This is a genomic window from Pseudomonas sp. GW821-FHT01A09, from assembly GCF_058986725.1.
This window is the reverse complement of the sequence record NZ_JBYSWB010000029.1, coordinates 18094-33537: the sequence shown is the minus strand read 5'-3', so window position 1 is coordinate 33537 and position 15444 is coordinate 18094. Positions and strand designations below refer to the sequence as shown.

Sequence of the window (15444 nt, the reverse complement as noted above, 5' to 3'; positions counted from 1 at the left end):
CCATCGAATTCCCCTCGAAACAAGCCTTTACATTATCTTTCTCTGACTACACTCGAACTTGAGCGGCAGGAGCCGCTTACAGGCGGGCCCCCGATCCACCGCTGCCAGGCGCCGGGCCCGCCGTTCTTTAGTCAGGGAAACGATCCCCCTGTTGAAACGCTTTGTATTGAATGAGCCCGCGACTGTCGATGACCTTTGTGGGATCTTCCGTGCGCCGTCGAACCAGGGAGCCGGTCCATGCATGACGCCAATAATGAGTGACGCAAAAGTGAGCAAACAAACGTTTGATCATCACTGCTGCGCATTCGCTGATGGTGTTTCATTCAAGACACAAATAAAGGCCCCCTGCTAGTCGGATTGTCCTACAAAACCGCTCTATCTCGTGCGATTCAGCCTATAGCGCTAATGTGAAAATGTTGGTAGTTTCGCCTTGGTGATCACCATGGAGTTCAACAATAATGAAAAAAGCAATGATCAAGACCACCCTTAGTCTCGCAGTGACTCTTGCCTCCACTCAACTCTTCGCTTCCGGCTTCGCCCTGAACGAACAAAGCATCAGCGGCATGGGTGTCGGCTTCGCCGGCCGCTCTTCTTCCGCCGAAGATGCCAGCACCGTATTCGGCAACCCTGCCGGTATGTCGCGCCTCAAACGTGAGCAATTCACCGTCGGTACCGCAGCGGTCATCGCCAAGACCGACATCTCCGGCAGCAGCACCACTACCCGTGGTACCAACGACGGCGACATGGTCCCCGTGGTCGGCGTGCCCATGGGCTACTACGTCAAACCCATCGACGATCACTGGACAGTGGGTTTCGGCGTGTATGCCCCCTTCGGCCTGAAAACCGAATACGAGAACGGCTTCCAGGGCCGCTACTTCGCCCACGACAGCAAGGTGCAGGTCGTGACCCTGCAACCCACCGTCAGCTACGCCTTCAACGACAAGGTATCGATCGGTGGTGGCCCGACCTTCAACCGCATCGACGGCACCCTGACCTCCGCCCTGCCCAATCCGCGGACCGGTGTGGACGGCAAAGCCTCGATCAAGGGCGATGACACCGCCGTCGGCTACAACATCGGGATCCTGATCCAGGCCACCGACAAGACTCGCCTGGGCCTGACCTACCACTCGATGGTCGATTACAAGCTCAAGGGCAGCACCAAGGTCGATCTCGGCGTGCTCAACCCTGCACTCGGTAGCCGTGACTATGACGCTCGCCTGAACATCAAGACGCCCGAAAGCATCGACGCCTCGTTCACCCACGAGCTGACCGATCAGTGGACTATCTACGGTGGCAGCACCTGGACGCGCTGGAGCCGCCTGAAAGACATCACGGTGCAGAACTCCGGCAACTTCGGTCTGGCTGGGCAACCGACCTTCGGCACCATCAGCGAACAGGAAAACTGGCACGACACCTGGTCCCATGCCGTTGGCGCGGCGTACAAGGTCAACAAGGAATGGACCCTGCGCACCGGCTTCTCGGTCGATCAGTCGCCTACCAACAACACCGACCGCTCGCCGCGTATCCCTACCGGTGATCGCATGGCGGTCAGCTTCGGTGCGGGGTGGTCGCCAAGCGATAACATGACCATCGATGTCGCCTACTCCTACCTCAAGGAAGAAGCCGTCAACGTCGACATGGCCAGCGCCAGCAAAGGCACCTACCAAGGCCGCTACCGCAACAGCGCCCATGGTCTTGGCGCCGGGCTGACCTATCGCTTCTGATAGCCACGCCGAGCACAAAAAAACGCATCTTCGGATGCGTTTTTTTATCTCCGGCGGCTGCACCTCAGCACAGTGCGCCCAACTGCATCAGGGCCATGCCGCTGTGTTGCCAGCCCCACCAGGCCAGCGCCAACGCCGTCGCCCCGGCGCAGCACAACAGCCAGCGCAGCCCATGGCGAATCATGCTGCGGCCATTTGCAGACGGGCTACAGGAAGCTCGCGCACAGGCCAGTTGAGCACTGCAGCGATCAAGCTCAGGGCGATGGATATCTGCCAGATCAGGCTATAGCTGCCGGTGTGATCGTAGACCACCCCGCCCAGCCAGCCGCCGAGAAACGCGCCCAACTGGTGAAACAGGAACACGATGCCGCCCAGCATCGACAGGTTGCGCACGCCGAACAGCGTCGCCACCGTGCCGTTGGTCAAGGGCACCGTCGACAACCACAGCAGGCCCATGGCGATTCCGAACAGATAGGCGCTGGTCACCGTCACCGGCGCCCACAGAAACAGGCCGATGACCACCGCCCGCAGCAGATACAGCCCCGCCAGCAAACGCGGCTTGGAGCGTCGGCCGCCCAACCAGCCGGCGATGTAGGTGCCAAACACGTTGAACAGCCCGACCAGCGCCAGCACCGTGGTGCCGACCACCGCCGGCAGATGCTGATCGACCAGATAAGACGGCAGATGCACACCGATGAACACCACCTGGAAACCACACACGAAGAACCCCAGGGATAGCAGCCAGAACCCGCTGTGGGAACAGGCTTCCTTGAGCGCCTCCTTGAGCGTTTGCTCGCTGCCGGACACCGCGGGCAGCGGCTTATCACGCAACATGGCCACCAGCGGCAGGATCAGTGCGGCCAGCAGCCCGAGGGCCAAAAGCGCGCCCGACCAACCGAGCCAGCTGATCAGGCCCAGGGTACCCGGCAGCATCGCGAACTGACCGAAGGAGCCGGCGGCCGCCGCGATACCCATGGCCATGCTGCGCTTTTGCGCCGGGACGGCACGTCCGACCACACCAAGAATCACCGAAAACGAGGTGCCCGAGAGCCCGATGCCGATGAGAATACCGGCGCTCAGGGACAGCGACCACGCTGAGTCAGCCTGAGACATCAGCAACAAACCGGCGGCGTACAGCACGCCACCGATCAGCACCGTGCGCCGCGCCCCGAAGCGATCGGCCAAGGCCCCGGCAAACGGCTGGGCCAGCCCCCACATCAGGTTCTGCAGGGCGATAGCGAAGGCGAACAGCTCGCGCCCCCAGCCGAACTGCGCGCTCATCGGCGCGAGGAACAGCCCGAAACCATGGCGAATGCCCAGCGAAAGCGCCAGGATCAATGCGCTGCCGAGCAACACCCAGCCACAGCTGCGCCAAAGAGAAGTCATTATTGTTATCCCCAGCAACTTAATTCGAAACACGGGTATATACCCGTATTGCGCCAAAAGGCAAGCGCACTCTGTAGCGAGGGGGCTTGCCCCCGAATACGGCGCGTCAGGTAAAAAGTGTCGTCGCTTAGATCTTTCGGGGGCAAGCCCCCTCGCTACAGGTGAGGTGAAATGGTTCAGAGGGTCACTGCCAGCAGGACTGCAAGCTCGAGCAGTTCCAGGAGCGCACCCGCGGTATCGCCGGTGGTGCCACCGAGGCGTCGCAGCATCATGTGGCGCAGCCAGCAAAAGGTAGCTGCGGCAAGGAGCAACGCCGATGTCCCCAGCCAAAACCAGCAGAGCAGCCCGCTCAGCAGCAACACCGCACGCCCCGCCGACCGCGGCAGATGATCGGCCAACGCCTGCCCCAGCCCGCCAGCACGCACATAAGGCGTGCATAGAAACAATCCCAGCAGGCCAGCGCGTCCGACCACGGGCACCATGACCAGCAGCCCAACCTGCCCACGCTCGACCAGCACCAGCAGTGCGCAGAATTTGAGCAGCAACACCAGGACCAGCGTCACCACCGCGATCGGACCGCTGCGCGGGTCCTTCATGATTTCCAGAGTGCGCGCCCGATCGCCGAAACCGCCCAGCCAGGCGTCTGCGCTGTCCGCCAGCCCATCCAGGTGCAATCCACCGCTGAGCAGTACCCAGGCGCTCAGCAGCAAGGCCGCCTGCAACATCGGCGGCGTGCCACCAAGCCCAAGGTGCAGCAACCACAACAACCCGCCGAACAGCAGCCCGACCAGTGGGTAACACAGCAGCGAGCGCCCCATCGCCTGGGGCGTCGGCATGCCCGGCAAGCTTACCGGCAGGCTGCTGAGAAACTGCAAGGCAATCCACAACGGCAACATCAAACCGGCTCCTGCAACAGGCCGCCCGCGTCGATCTGCAACGGCATCAGCGCGCCATGACGCACCTCGACCTGGAGCAATTGCTCACGGGGCAGACCGCGGGCCTGGGCCAGCAGCAGGCGCATCACGCCACCGTGGGTGATCAGCAGCAAGCGCTGGCCGGCATAGGCTTGGTACAGCCGCTCGATGGCGGCCAGGACCCGTTCGCGGAACGCCAGCACCGGTTCGCCCTCGGGAGGCGTGAAGCTGTAGGGATCGTTCCAGAACTGCCCCAGGCCACGCTCGTCGGTTTCCATCAACTGCGCCGGGCTGTGGCATTCCCAGGCGCCAAAATGCAGCTCCTGCAGATCCTTTTCGTACACCAGCGGCAGTTCCAGCGCCTGCATCAACGATTCGGCGTAACGGGCGCAGCGCTGCAAGGGCGAAGTCACGATCGCGTCCCACGGCCCCTTGGCCAGCACCGCGTCGCGCATCTGCCCCCAGCCGCGGGCCGTCAGCGCATCGTCGGTGCTGCCACGCAAGCCGCCGCCCTGTTCGGTCTCGCCATGGCGCAGCATATCCAGCCACAGTGTCATGCGGGGCGATCCGCCACGGCCGCCTCGGCGAAGGTCGCCATCTGCCCGTGGGTGGCACAGGCCTGGCGCAACAGCGGTACCGCCAATGCCGCACCACTGCCCTCGCCCAGACGCAGGCCCAGTTCCAGCAACGGCTGCGCTTGCAGCGCCGCCAGGGTGATGCGATGGCCCGGCTCGGCGCCACGGTGGCCAAACAGCAGCCAGTCGCGGCAGCCAGGGTTGAGGCGCACCGCCACCAGGGCCGCTACCGTACAGATAAAGCCATCCACCAGGGCCGGCAGGCCTTCTTGCGCACAGGCCAGGTAAGCCCCGGCCAGCGCGGCGATTTCGAATCCGCCAAAGCACAACAGCTGGGTCAGCGGGTCCTTGCCCTGCAATTGATGCAGGTCCAGCGCCCGTTGCAGCACCTGCGCCTTGTGGCTTACGCCTTGGGCATCCAGCCCCGTCCCCGGCCCGGTCAGATCGCTCACCGGGCACTGCAGCATGACGCTGCCCAAGGCGCTGGCCGCCGAGGTGTTGCCGATACCCATCTCGCCGCCGATGAACAGCTGCGCACCCGCCGCCACGGCACGCTCGACGCTGTCGCGACCGGCCTGCAGCGCCAGCATACCCTGCGCCCCGGTCATGGCTGGGGTGTGAGCGAAGTTGGCGGTGCCAGCACCAATGTGCAGGTGGCGCACGCCTGGCAAGTCTTCGGTCAGGGTCGCGGTGCCCAGGTCGACCACTTCGAGCTGCGCATCCAGTTGCCCGGCCAGCACGCTGATCGCGGCGCCACCGCTGACAAAGTTGAGCAGCATCTGCGCCGTCACCGCTTGCGGATAGGGCGACACGCCTTCGGCGACAATGCCATGGTCACCGGCGAAGATACTGATCCAGACCTGATCGACCCGCGGCTTGAGGCGCCCTTGCAGCCCGGCGAGTTGCACCGCGACCTGCTCCAGCTGGCCCAGGGAGCCGGCCGGCTTGGTCAGTTGCCGCTGGCGTTCCAGGGCTTGTTGCTGGATCGCTTGATCCACGGGCTGGCAAGGCAGCAGCCACCAGTGTTGACTCATGATTGGTTTCCTTTGAGGGTCAGGGGCAGGCCGGCCACGGTCAGCACCACGCGTTCGCAGCGCGCGGCCAGGGCCTGGTGCAGCCAGCCGGCTTCGTCGACATAACGGCGGGTCAATTCACCGAGGGGTACGACCCCAAGACCGGTCTCGTTGCTGACAAAAATGATTTCACCGGGCAGATCCGCCAGGCCGCCCAACAGCGCATCGCGCTCGGCGCCCAGACGCGCGCTGTCTTCGAGCATCAACAGGTTGGTGAGCCACAGCGTCAGGCAGTCCACCAGCAGGCACTGGCCCGGCGCGGCATGGCGCTGCAGGGTATCGGCCAGGGCCAGGGGTTCCTCCACCAGGTCCCAATGGGCCGGGCGGCGTTCGCGGTGCAAGCGCACGCGGTCGTTCATCTCGCCATCGAGCGGCTGGCTGGTGGCAATGTAGGTCACGGCCAGGCCCGAGTCGGCGGCGAGTTGCTCCGCCAGCCGGCTTTTACCGGAACGGGCACCGCCGAGTATCAATTGCTGCATGTCAAACGGGCTCCTCGGCCAAGCCGCACAAGGTGCGCAACAGACGCGTGTCGAGATGACGCTCCACCAGATCGGCGAGGCGTTCGATATCGGTTTCGCGCAGGGCATGGTAATCGACGCTCTGTACCGCCTCCAGCCCCGCCCAGCGCAGCAGCGCCACCGACGATGCCGAGGACTCGAACAGCCCATGCAGGTAGGTGCACAGAATCTGCCCATCGGCGCTCATCGCGCCGTCACAGCGGCCATCGTCGAGCTGCACTGCGGGACGCTCCAGCGCCGGGCCCGAGGTCACCCCGGCATGGATTTCATAGCCACTGACAGCGGCGTCTTCGAGGTGCAGATGGCCGCTGACGTTGCGCAGTTGCTTCTCGGCCGCCAGCTCGGTGCTGAACGCCAGCAGGCCCAGGCCCGGGCTCGATCCGGCCGGGCCTTCAAGGCCGAGCGGATCGTGCACCTGCTCGCCGAGCATTTGCAGACCACCGCAGATGCCCAGCAGCTTGCCGCCGTAACGCAGATGCCGGTCGATGGCCGTGGCCCAGCCTTGACTGCGCAGATAGGCCAGATCGCTGCGCACGCTCTTGGAGCCCGGCAGGATGATCAGGTCGGCCGCCGGGATGGTTTCGCCAGGGCCGATGAACTGCAAATCGACCTGCGGATGCAGGCGCAGCGGGTCGAAATCCGTGTGATTGCTGATGCGCGGCAACACCGGCACTATGACTTTCAGCACCTGCTGCGCCTTGGCGGTCTGGCGCCGATCGAGGCCGTCCTCGGCTTCCAGGTGCAGGTCCATCACATAAGGCAGCACACCGACCACCGGTTTGCCGGTGCGCTGCTCGAGCCAGTCGAGACCGGGCTGGAGCAAGGCGATGTCGCCTCGAAAGCGGTTGATGATGAAGCCCTTGACCCGCGCTTGTTCGCTGGGAGACAGCAGCTCCAGGGTACCGACCAGATGGGCGAAAACGCCGCCACGGTTGATGTCGGCGATCAGCAGCACGTCGCAATCGACGGCTTCGGCGAAGCCCATGTTGGCGATGTCGCCGGCGCGCAGATTGATCTCGGCTGGCGAGCCCGCGCCTTCGACCATCACCACCGGCCAGGCGGCACTCAAACGTTGGTGCGAGGCCAGCACGGCCTGCATGGCGATGGCTTTGTAATCGTGATAGGCCACGGCGTTCATGCTGGTCACCGCACGTCCGTGGATGATCACCTGGGCACCGGTGTCGCTATTGGGCTTGAGCAGCACCGGGTTCATGTCGGTATGCGGCGCCAGCCCGGCAGCCTGAGCCTGCACCGCCTGGGCGCGGCCGATCTCGCCCCCCTCGGCGGTGACGGCGCTGTTGAGCGCCATGTTTTGCGGTTTGAACGGCACCACGCCGACGCCCTGGCGGGTCAACCAGCGGCACAGCGCGGTGACCAAGGTGCTCTTGCCGGCATCGGAGGTGGTGCCCTGCACCATCAAGGTAGTCATGGCGCGGTCTCCGGTTGGCGATAGGCCGTCAGCGCCGCCTCCAGCCGCTGCCAGTCGGCCTCGACCGCCGGCAGGCCGAAGCGCAGGCTGCTGTTGTGCGCGAACAGGCGTACCAGGATGCTGCGTTCGGCGAAGAACTCGTGCAGTTGCGTCGCGTGTTCGGTGATCAGCCACTGGAACAGTGCGCAGCCGCCCTGGGGCTGCAGGCCGAAATCCGTCAGCAGCTTCGCCAGTCGCTCGCTGGCCAGGGCGCAGCGAGCACGCTGCATCGCCTGGGTCGCGCGGTCCTCCAGACAGGCCTGGCCGACGGCGCGGATCGGCCCGCCCACGGCCCAGGGTCCGACCTGCTCGGCTAACAGACGCAAGAGCCGGGTCTCGGCCAAGGCGAAGCCCAGGCGCGCGCCGGCCAGGCCGAAAAACTTGCCGAACGAGCGCAGCACGATCAGCCCTGGGCGACTGCTGTAGCTGCTGATGCTATGCGCCGGCGAGTGGTCCATGAACGCTTCGTCGACCACCAGCCAGCCACCGCGCTGACTGAGCCGCTGATGCCATTCCAGCAAGCGCGCGGGCGGCACCAGGCGGCCGGTGGGGTTGTTGGGATTGACCAGCACCAGAACGTCGAGGCCATCGAGGTAATAGTCGACCTCGGCCTCGCGGATCTCGCGCACCAGATGCCCGCCGCGCCGCCAGGCTTCTGCGTGCTCGGCGTAACAGGGCGACAGCACGCCGACCTTGCCGACCTTGCGCAGGCGCGGCAGCAGCTGGATGGCCGATTGCGAGCCGGGCACCGGCAACACCTGCGGCGCGTCGTAATAGGCACAGGCCGCTGCTTCGAGGCCATCATCGGTCTCGGGCAGACGCGCCCAGGCGCGGGTATCGATCGCCGGCACGCTAAAGGGCCAGGGGGCGATACCGGTGGACAGGTCCAGCCAATGCTCTTCGGCCACACCATATTGCCGAGCGGCGGCGCGCAGGCGCCCTCCATGTTCAAGCATGCACATAGCCTCCCACGCAAAGCAGCAGTAACCACAGCCACACGCCCCGTTGCACCAGGGCCCAGCCACGGTCGATGGACCCGGCATCAGCCGCCGGGCCTGCGCCCAGTATGGCCCTTTCGTGCAGTTCGCCGTGATAGATCGCCGGGCCGCCCAGCTCGACACCCAGGGCGCCTGCGCCCGCGGCCATCACCGGCCCGGCGTTGGGGCTGTCCCACTGCGGCGCCTGGCTGCGCCAGCAACGCCAGGCCAGGCGGGTCTTGCCGAGCAGGGTGTAAGTCAGCGCCACCAGCCGCGCCGGAATGTAGTTGAGCACGTCGTCGATGCGCGCCGCGGCCCAGCCAAAGCGCTCGAAGCGCTCGTTGCGATAGCCCCACATGGCGTCGAGGGTGTTGCTGAGGCGATACAGCACCACCCCCGGTACACCGGCCACCACGAACCAGAAGATCGCTGCGAACACCGCGTCGCTGCCGTTTTCCAGCACCGACTCGGTGGCCGCCCGGGCCACTGCGCTAGCATCCAACTCGTCGGTCTGGCGGCTGACCAGATAGCCCACGCGGCGTCGCGCTTCAGGCAAGTCATCGCTGCGCAGCGCCTGGGCCACGGGGGCGACGTGTTCGCCCAGGCTGCGCAGGCCGAGCGCGCAGTACAGCGCCAGCACGGCCACCAGCTCGCCGATCCATGGCAGGCGCGACAGCCAGGTCGCGGTGACGGTAATCGGCACCACCGCCAGCATCCAGGCCGTGACGCCATGACTGCGCCAGCCGCGGCCGCCACTGTTGAAGCGGCGCTCCAGGCGGTTGGCCAGATTGCCGAACGCCACCAGCGGATGCGCCCGGCGCGGCTCACCGAGCAAGGCATCGAGGGCGACACCGGCAACGGTCAACAGGGCGATGCTCATGGCTTGCGCCCCCACTGGTTCTCGAACAGCATCTCGCTCAGCGGTTGTTCGTTGCGCCAGCCCTCCATCACCAGCATCGGCTCAGGGTAAAAACTGTCCACCGGGCCCAGGCACAGCACCGCCAGCGGCTTGGCCCCGGTAGGCAACTGCAGCAGGTCGGCCAGCGCCTGGGGCTCGAACACCGAGACCCAGCCCATGCCCAGGCCCTCGACCCGGGCGGCCAGCCACATATTCTGAATAGCGCAGGACAGCGACGCGAGGTCCATTTCCGGCAAGGTACGACGGCCGAATACATGGGCCTCACGACCGTCCATCAAGGCGGCGACCAGCACTTCGGCGCAGTCATCGATGCCTTCGACCTTGAGCTTCATGAACTCGTCCGAACGCTCGCCGAGGGCCTCGGCGGTGCGCAGGCGTTCCGCCTCGACCAGCGCCTTGATCTGCGTGCGCAAGCCCGGATCGGTGATACGGATGAAACGCCAAGGCTGCATCAAGCCGACGCTGGGCGCGTGATGGGCAGCCGCCAGCACCCGCGCCAGCAACTCGGGGGCCACCTCGCCCCCGGCAAAATGGCGCATGTCGCGGCGCTCGGCGATGGCGCGGTAGACCGCTGCGCGCTCGGCGTCGGAGAAGCTGTTATCAGTCATCGGGTCTCGAGTCACGGTAAACCTGTAGCGAGGGGGCTTGCCCCCGAAAAATGGTCCGACTAATACGCTGTGCCTGATCGACCCTGTCGGGGGCAAGCCCCCTCGCTACAAGGTCGACCCTGCGCATCAGGAAGACAGCGGCTTGAACAACGCCGCCACCGCCTGCGGGTTCGACGGGAAATAAAAGTGCACATAAGACGCCGTCATCCGCCCGATGCGATACACCGCTTCGGCGCCGCGCCCGCCATTGGGGCTCAGGCCACGGGCGATGGGCTGGCATTCACTGCTGGTCAACGAATGGTGATAGGTATGACCGCGCAGCGATCCCTCGGGCAAGTCCACGGTTTGCAGCGCCAGCGCGGCCAGGCGTTTTTGCATCACCGCTTCGCCGCTCAGCAGGCCCAGCAAGGGCGCACGGACCCCTTCGACATCGGTCAGGGCATCGAGCAGATAGAGCATGCCGCCGCATTCGGCGAGCAGCGGCTTGCCGGCCCCGTGGTGAGCGCGGATCGCCTCCAGTACGCCATGGTTTGCGGCCAGCGCGAGGTGATGCAGTTCAGGATAGCCACCGGGCAGGTAGAGGCTGTCGCAGGCGGGCAGCTCGGCGTCGTGGATCGGCGAAAAGAACACCAGCTCGGCACCCATGGCGCGCAGCAGGTCGAGGCTCGCGCCATAGGTGAAGGCGAAGGCTTCGTCATGGGCCACCGCGATGCGCACGCCGTCGAGCAAAGGCTCGGCCGGCACCAGGGTGGGCGCGGCGAAGGTGACCGCCGGCGGCAGCGCCACTTCGCAGCTGCCGGCCAAGGCTTCGGCGGCTGCGTCCAGGCGGGCATCCAGATCATTCAGTTCGCTGGCCTGCACCAGCCCCAGGTGACGGCTGGGCAACTCGATGGCCAGGTCGCGGGACAGCGCGCCGTACCAGCGCAGGCCTTCGGTCAAGCTGTTTTCCAGCAGTTGCGCGTGGCGCAGGGTGCCGACTCGATTGGCCAGCACGCCGGCGAACGGCAGATCCGGCTGATAGCGCGCCAGGCCCAGGGCCAGGGCGCCGAACGTCTGGGCCATGGCCGTGCCGTCGATCACCGCCAGCACCGGTACGCCGAAATGCCGCGCCAGGTCGGCGCTCGAGGGCGTGCCGTCGAACAGCCCCATCACCCCTTCGATCAGGATCAGATCGGCCTCGGCGGCGGCTTCCCACAACAGCCGGCGGCTCTCGTCGGCGCCTACCATCCACAGGTCGAGCTGGTACACCGGGGCACCGCTGGCGCGTTCGAGGATCATCGGGTCGAGAAAATCCGGCCCGCACTTGAACACCCGTACCCTGCGCCCCTGATTGCGGTGCAAGCGTGCGAGGGCGGCGGTGACCGTGGTCTTGCCCTGCCCCGATGCAGGCGCGGCGATCAATACCGCCGGGCAGTGGCGCGGCTGATTCACAGTTCGACGCCCTTCTGCGCGCCGATACCGGCCTGGAACGCGTGCTTGAGCATGCCCATTTCGGTGACGGTGTCGCCCAGTTCGATCATTTCCGGCTTGGCGCCGCGACCGGTGACGATCACATGCTGCATGGCCGGGCGCGCTTGCAGGTCGCTGAGCACGCGATCGAGGTCGAGATAGCCGTGCTTGAGGGCGATGTTCAACTCGTCGAGCACCACGAAGTGAATGGCCGGGTCCTGGAGCATCTGCAGCGAGACGGCCCAGGCGGCTTCGGCGGCGGCGATGTCGCGCTGGCGGTCCTGGGTCTCCCAGGTGAAGCCTTCGCCCATGACGTGATAGCGCACCTGCTCGGGGAAGCGGCGGAAGAACAGCTCTTCGCCGGTGCTGTTGCGGCCCTTGATGAACTGCACCACGCCGCATTGCATGCCATGGCCCATGGCGCGGGCAAGCATGCCGAACGCCGAACTGCTTTTGCCTTTGCCGTTGCCGGTCAGCACCAGCAGCAAGCCACAGGCATTGGGCGCGTTGGCGATACGTTCGTCCATCACGGCTTTTTTACGCAGCATGCGCGCGACATGGCGCTCGTCACGTTCGAGGGATTCAGTCATGGCAGCCTCCGCTACTGGTGCACGCAGACGGCATCGACGCACGAACGGTGCCCGCGCGCCCAAGTGTCAGGGACAGGGCGCGGGGGCGGCTCGCAGCATATCGTCGATGCCGCTCTCACCCGCGCGACAGTCAATTGAAATAAGAGCGTTCAGGCCGGTCTCCGGGCTCATGAGCGGGGCTATCACACCCAGGCGGCGCGCCTTCCCGAACCCCGGAGGGCCAGTGGCGACGTGCGCGGCCTTGACTCATTTACCGTTGCGGGGGCAGCGCCGGAATCGCAAGGCTAGGCTCGCTCACCGGCTTCCCTGTTTCACTCGACCCGCCAGGCGGCGGCCGAGCACCTGAAACACGCCGCGAAGGTTAGAGGGTTGGGGGGTGAGCGTCAAATGAAGCCGCTGGGTGGGGCGCAGGCATGCGCTGAATCCGCTGGCCTCTTCGCGAGCAAGCTCGGCTCCCACAAGCGGCGTACCCCTGTTGCAAGCTCGGCTCCCACAAGCGGCGTACCCCTGTGGGAGCCGAGCTTGCTCGCGAAGGGGCCAGCCTGTCCTACGCACATTCACCGGAACCTACACCCCTATCGATACCTCTATCCTTCAAGCGCAGCCAGCACTGCACATAACAAGACCAACAGCACACACAGGGAAGCCCACCATGCACATCACCCGCCTCGCCGCGCTGATCAGCCTCAGCGCCGCGCTTGCCGCCTGCGGCGAAAGCTCTACCCTGCAAGTCAGCGATGGCACCGGCCCGACGCCGAAACTGCCGCCCCCCAACAAGACCCTGCTGCCGACCGTCAACATCGCTCCGGCAGTGGGCTGGCCCGAGGGCGCCAAACCGGTCGCAGCGCCCGGTACCCAAGTGGCGGTGTTCGCCCGCGATCTCCATCACCCGCGCTGGCTATATGTACTGCCCAACGGCGATGTGCTGGTGGCCGAGACCGACGCCCCGCCCAAACCCGATGACAGCAAGGGCATCAAGGGCTGGATCGCCAAGAAGGTGATGAGCCGTGCGGGTTCCGGGGTGGCCAGCCCCAACCGCATCACGCTGCTGCGCGACAAGGACGGCGACGGCGTGGCGGAAACCCGCAGCACCTTCCTGAGCAACCTCAATTCGCCGTTCGGCATGGCGCTGGTCGGTGATGATCTGTACGTGGCGGACACCGACCAGTTGCTGCACTTCAAATACGCTCAGGGCGCTAGCGCGATCACCACGCCCGGCGACAAGATCGTCGACCTGCCCGGCGGCACCATCAATCACCACTGGACCAAGAACGTCATCGCCAGCCAGGATGGCAAGAAGCTCTATGTCACCGTCGGCTCCAACAGCAACGTCGCGGAAAACGGTCTGGAGGCCGAAAAAGGCCGCGCGGCGATCTGGGAAGTGGACCCGCTCACCCATCAGCAGCGGATTTTCGCGTCCGGCCTGCGCAACCCCAATGGTCTGGCCTGGGAACCGAAAACCGGCGCGTTGTGGACGGCGGTCAACGAGCGTGACGAGATCGGCAGCGACCTGGTGCCGGATTACATCACCTCGGTCAAGGACGGGGCGTTCTATGGCTGGCCCTTCAGTTATTACGGGCAGCATGTGGACGAGCGCGTGAGCCCGCAGAATCCCGATCTGGTGGCCAAGGCCATCGCCCCGGACTACGCGGTCGGGCCGCATACGGCGTCATTGGGGCTGGCGTTTGCCGAAGCCAACGCATTGCCAGCGCCCTTCGTCGAAGGTGCGATCATCGGCCAGCATGGCTCCTGGAATCGCAAGCCGCACAGTGGTTACAAGGTGCTGTTCGTGCCCTTTGCCAACGGCAAGCCCAGCGGGCAGCCGGTGGATCTGCTGACCGGCTTCCTGGACAAGGACGAGAACGCCATGGGCCGGCCGGTGGGGGTAGTGGTCGATCATCGCGGCGGCGTGCTGGTGGCGGATGATGTGGGCAATCGGGTCTGGCGGGTAACGGCGGCGCGGCCTTAGGCAATATGACTCACCTGTAGCGAGGGGGCTTGCCCCCGATTCGCCGTGTCAGACACCCTGATGTCGCTGACACGATTTATCGGGGGCAAGCCCCCTCGCTACAGGGTATTGAGTGGCACGCAGACGTATCCATCAAACAACAACCGCGCGGTGCGCAGCAGCCCGCACCCGGTGATCACGCCGTTATCGCGGCGGATCTCCACGGTGAACTCGCCGCTCGGATGCTCCACCGAGACGTTCAAGAGTTCGCCTTCCGGCACTTGCGCCAAGCCCCCTGCCACCGAGCCTTGCAGCAAGCACGCTGACGCCACGCTCACCGCACCGAATACCCCGATCGACGCATGGCAGGTGTGGGGGATGAAGGTCCGGCTGCTGATCGCTCCGCCGGCAAACGGCTCGGCGATCAAACTCATCTTCGGCACCGTGCGGGCACTCACATCCCCCAGGTTCATCCGCGGCCCGGCCTGCAGACGAATCGACTCCAGGCGCGCCTTCAAGCCCTCATCGGCATTCAACTCGGCGCGGCTTTCGCGGCCGGTCAGCCCGAAGTCCGCCGCCCGCAGCACCACCACCGGCATGCCGTTATCGATGCAGGTCACCTCAATGCCATCGAAGGTATCGCGTACCTGGCCGGTCGGCAGCAATGCGCCGCAGCTGGAACCGGCGATATCGTCGAAACGCACTACCACCGGCGCGGCGCTGCCAGGCACGCCATCGATGACCGCCGCGCCGTCGTAGCGCACCTGGCCATCGATCGTCTGCACCAGCGCGGTGGCGGTCTGGCCGGTGTTTTCCATGTAGATGCGCACTGCGGTCAATTCACCCTGGGCGGCCACCAGCCCGCGCTCCAAGGCGAAGGGCCCGACCCCGGCGAGGATGTTGCCGCAGTTCTGCCCGTAATCGACCCGCGGCTGATCCACCACGACCTGGGCGAACAGATAGTCGACGTCGATCCCGGGGCGGCTCGACGCGCGGATGATCGCCACCTTGCTGGTCAACGAATCCGCACCGCCGATGCCGTCGATCTGGCGCGGATCCGGCGAGCCCATGGCGGCGAGCAATGCGCGGTCGCGCTGGAGCGGATCAGCGGGCAGATCGCCCGCCAGAAAGTACGCCCCCTTGGACGTACCGCCGCGCATCATCAGGCAAGGGATTCGGGTTTGGGGCATGGCTCAGCTCTCTATAGGGTCGACACAGATGCGTTGAATGCACCGGCCTCTTCGCGGGCAAGCCCTGCTCCTACAGGTGCGTCACCACTGTGGGAGCGAGGCTTG

General features: G+C 65.6%; 14 protein-coding genes and 1 riboswitch. Of the genes, 2 read left to right on the top strand and 12 right to left on the bottom strand.

The genetic code is table 11. From position 1 onward, the window contains the following. Positions 1-458 precede the first annotated feature (458 nt). Positions 459-1724 carry an OmpP1/FadL family transporter gene (locus AC3WJP_RS24440; protein ID WP_493723409.1) on the top strand — a complete coding sequence of 422 codons (1266 nt, stop codon included), beginning with the start codon at positions 459-461 and terminating at the stop codon, positions 1722-1724. A 180-nt stretch (positions 1725-1904) separates the two neighbouring features. On the opposite strand, the gene AC3WJP_RS24435 is transcribed toward AC3WJP_RS24440, so the two are convergent. The 11 genes from AC3WJP_RS24435 to cobO all read right to left on the bottom strand — a co-directional run bounded on the left by AC3WJP_RS24435 (position 1905) and on the right by cobO (position 12201). Then, positions 1905-3110 (bottom strand): MFS transporter, encoded by a 1206-nt coding sequence (locus AC3WJP_RS24435; RefSeq protein ID WP_493723410.1) that lies wholly within the window; start codon positions 3108-3110, stop codon positions 1905-1907. A gap of 176 nt (positions 3111-3286) precedes the next feature. Next, positions 3287-4006: an adenosylcobinamide-GDP ribazoletransferase gene (locus AC3WJP_RS24430; protein ID WP_493723411.1), complete on the bottom strand. Its 720-nt coding sequence runs from the start codon at positions 4004-4006 to the stop codon at positions 3287-3289. Beyond that, positions 4006-4581 carry an alpha-ribazole phosphatase family protein gene (cobC, locus tag AC3WJP_RS24425; protein ID WP_493723412.1) on the bottom strand — a complete coding sequence of 192 codons (576 nt, stop codon included), beginning with the start codon at positions 4579-4581 and terminating at the stop codon, positions 4006-4008. The genes AC3WJP_RS24430 and cobC overlap by 1 nt, the downstream gene beginning before the upstream one ends. After that, a complete protein-coding gene (gene cobT, locus AC3WJP_RS24420) occupies positions 4578-5633 on the bottom strand; it encodes a nicotinate-nucleotide--dimethylbenzimidazole phosphoribosyltransferase (RefSeq protein ID WP_493723413.1) in 1056 nt (351 codons plus the stop codon). Before cobT ends, cobC begins: the two co-directional genes overlap by 4 nt. After that, positions 5630-6151 carry a bifunctional adenosylcobinamide kinase/adenosylcobinamide-phosphate guanylyltransferase gene (gene cobU / locus AC3WJP_RS24415; RefSeq protein ID WP_493723414.1) on the bottom strand — a complete coding sequence of 174 codons (522 nt, stop codon included), beginning with the start codon at positions 6149-6151 and terminating at the stop codon, positions 5630-5632. The genes cobT and cobU overlap by 4 nt, the downstream gene beginning before the upstream one ends. A gap of 1 nt (position 6152) precedes the next feature. Continuing rightward, positions 6153-7619 (bottom strand): cobyric acid synthase, encoded by a 1467-nt coding sequence (locus AC3WJP_RS24410; RefSeq protein WP_493723415.1) that lies wholly within the window; start codon positions 7617-7619, stop codon positions 6153-6155. Next, positions 7616-8614, bottom strand: a complete 999-nt coding sequence (gene cobD / locus AC3WJP_RS24405) for a threonine-phosphate decarboxylase CobD (RefSeq protein ID WP_493723416.1) — start codon at positions 8612-8614, stop codon at positions 7616-7618. The genes AC3WJP_RS24410 and cobD overlap by 4 nt, the downstream gene beginning before the upstream one ends. Next, complete coding sequence (cbiB, locus tag AC3WJP_RS24400; protein ID WP_493723417.1) at positions 8607-9515, bottom strand: adenosylcobinamide-phosphate synthase CbiB; 909 nt, start codon at positions 9513-9515, stop codon at positions 8607-8609. Before cbiB ends, cobD begins: the two co-directional genes overlap by 8 nt. Further along, the gene (gene bluB / locus AC3WJP_RS24395) at positions 9512-10162 is read right to left on the bottom strand and encodes a 5,6-dimethylbenzimidazole synthase (RefSeq protein ID WP_493723418.1); all 651 of its coding nucleotides are present in this window, start codon (positions 10160-10162) and stop codon (positions 9512-9514) included. Before bluB ends, cbiB begins: the two co-directional genes overlap by 4 nt. Before the next feature lie 126 nt (positions 10163-10288). Continuing rightward, on the bottom strand, positions 10289-11593 hold the full coding sequence (locus AC3WJP_RS24390; RefSeq protein ID WP_493723419.1) for a cobyrinic acid a,c-diamide synthase CobB: 1305 nt from the start codon (positions 11591-11593) through the stop codon (positions 10289-10291). Further along, positions 11590-12201 (bottom strand): cob(I)yrinic acid a,c-diamide adenosyltransferase, encoded by a 612-nt coding sequence (gene cobO, locus AC3WJP_RS24385; RefSeq protein ID WP_493723420.1) that lies wholly within the window; start codon positions 12199-12201, stop codon positions 11590-11592. Before cobO ends, AC3WJP_RS24390 begins: the two co-directional genes overlap by 4 nt. A gap of 135 nt (positions 12202-12336) precedes the next feature. Continuing rightward, positions 12337-12562: riboswitch (cobalamin riboswitch) on the bottom strand. A 291-nt stretch (positions 12563-12853) separates the two neighbouring features. Between cobO and AC3WJP_RS24380 the strand changes: the two genes are divergently transcribed. Next, positions 12854-14170: a PQQ-dependent sugar dehydrogenase gene (locus tag AC3WJP_RS24380; protein ID WP_493723421.1), complete on the top strand. Its 1317-nt coding sequence runs from the start codon at positions 12854-12856 to the stop codon at positions 14168-14170. 98 nt (positions 14171-14268) lie between these two features. On the opposite strand, the gene AC3WJP_RS24375 is transcribed toward AC3WJP_RS24380, so the two are convergent. Continuing rightward, positions 14269-15339, bottom strand: a complete 1071-nt coding sequence (locus AC3WJP_RS24375) for a 4-oxalomesaconate tautomerase (RefSeq protein WP_493723422.1) — start codon at positions 15337-15339, stop codon at positions 14269-14271. Between the last annotated feature and the right edge of the window lie 105 nt (positions 15340-15444).

Coding starts and splice junctions, on each gene's coding strand:
- AC3WJP_RS24440 (WP_493723409.1), top strand. CDS start 459: ATGAAAAAAGCAATGATCAAGACCACCCTTAGTCTCGCAGTGACTCTT.
- AC3WJP_RS24435 (WP_493723410.1), bottom strand. CDS start 3,110: ATGACTTCTCTTTGGCGCAGCTGTGGCTGGGTGTTGCTCGGCAGCGCA.
- AC3WJP_RS24430 (WP_493723411.1), bottom strand. CDS start 4,006: ATGTTGCCGTTGTGGATTGCCTTGCAGTTTCTCAGCAGCCTGCCGGTA.
- cobC (WP_493723412.1), bottom strand. CDS start 4,581: ATGACACTGTGGCTGGATATGCTGCGCCATGGCGAGACCGAACAGGGC.
- cobT (WP_493723413.1), bottom strand. CDS start 5,633: ATGAGTCAACACTGGTGGCTGCTGCCTTGCCAGCCCGTGGATCAAGCG.
- cobU (WP_493723414.1), bottom strand. CDS start 6,151: ATGCAGCAATTGATACTCGGCGGTGCCCGTTCCGGTAAAAGCCGGCTG.
- AC3WJP_RS24410 (WP_493723415.1), bottom strand. CDS start 7,619: ATGACTACCTTGATGGTGCAGGGCACCACCTCCGATGCCGGCAAGAGC.
- cobD (WP_493723416.1), bottom strand. CDS start 8,614: ATGCTTGAACATGGAGGGCGCCTGCGCGCCGCCGCTCGGCAATATGGT.
- cbiB (WP_493723417.1), bottom strand. CDS start 9,515: ATGAGCATCGCCCTGTTGACCGTTGCCGGTGTCGCCCTCGATGCCTTG.
- bluB (WP_493723418.1), bottom strand. CDS start 10,162: ATGACTGATAACAGCTTCTCCGACGCCGAGCGCGCAGCGGTCTACCGC.
- cobO (WP_493723420.1), bottom strand. CDS start 12,201: ATGACTGAATCCCTCGAACGTGACGAGCGCCATGTCGCGCGCATGCTG.
- AC3WJP_RS24380 (WP_493723421.1), top strand. CDS start 12,854: ATGCACATCACCCGCCTCGCCGCGCTGATCAGCCTCAGCGCCGCGCTT.
- AC3WJP_RS24375 (WP_493723422.1), bottom strand. CDS start 15,339: ATGCCCCAAACCCGAATCCCTTGCCTGATGATGCGCGGCGGTACGTCC.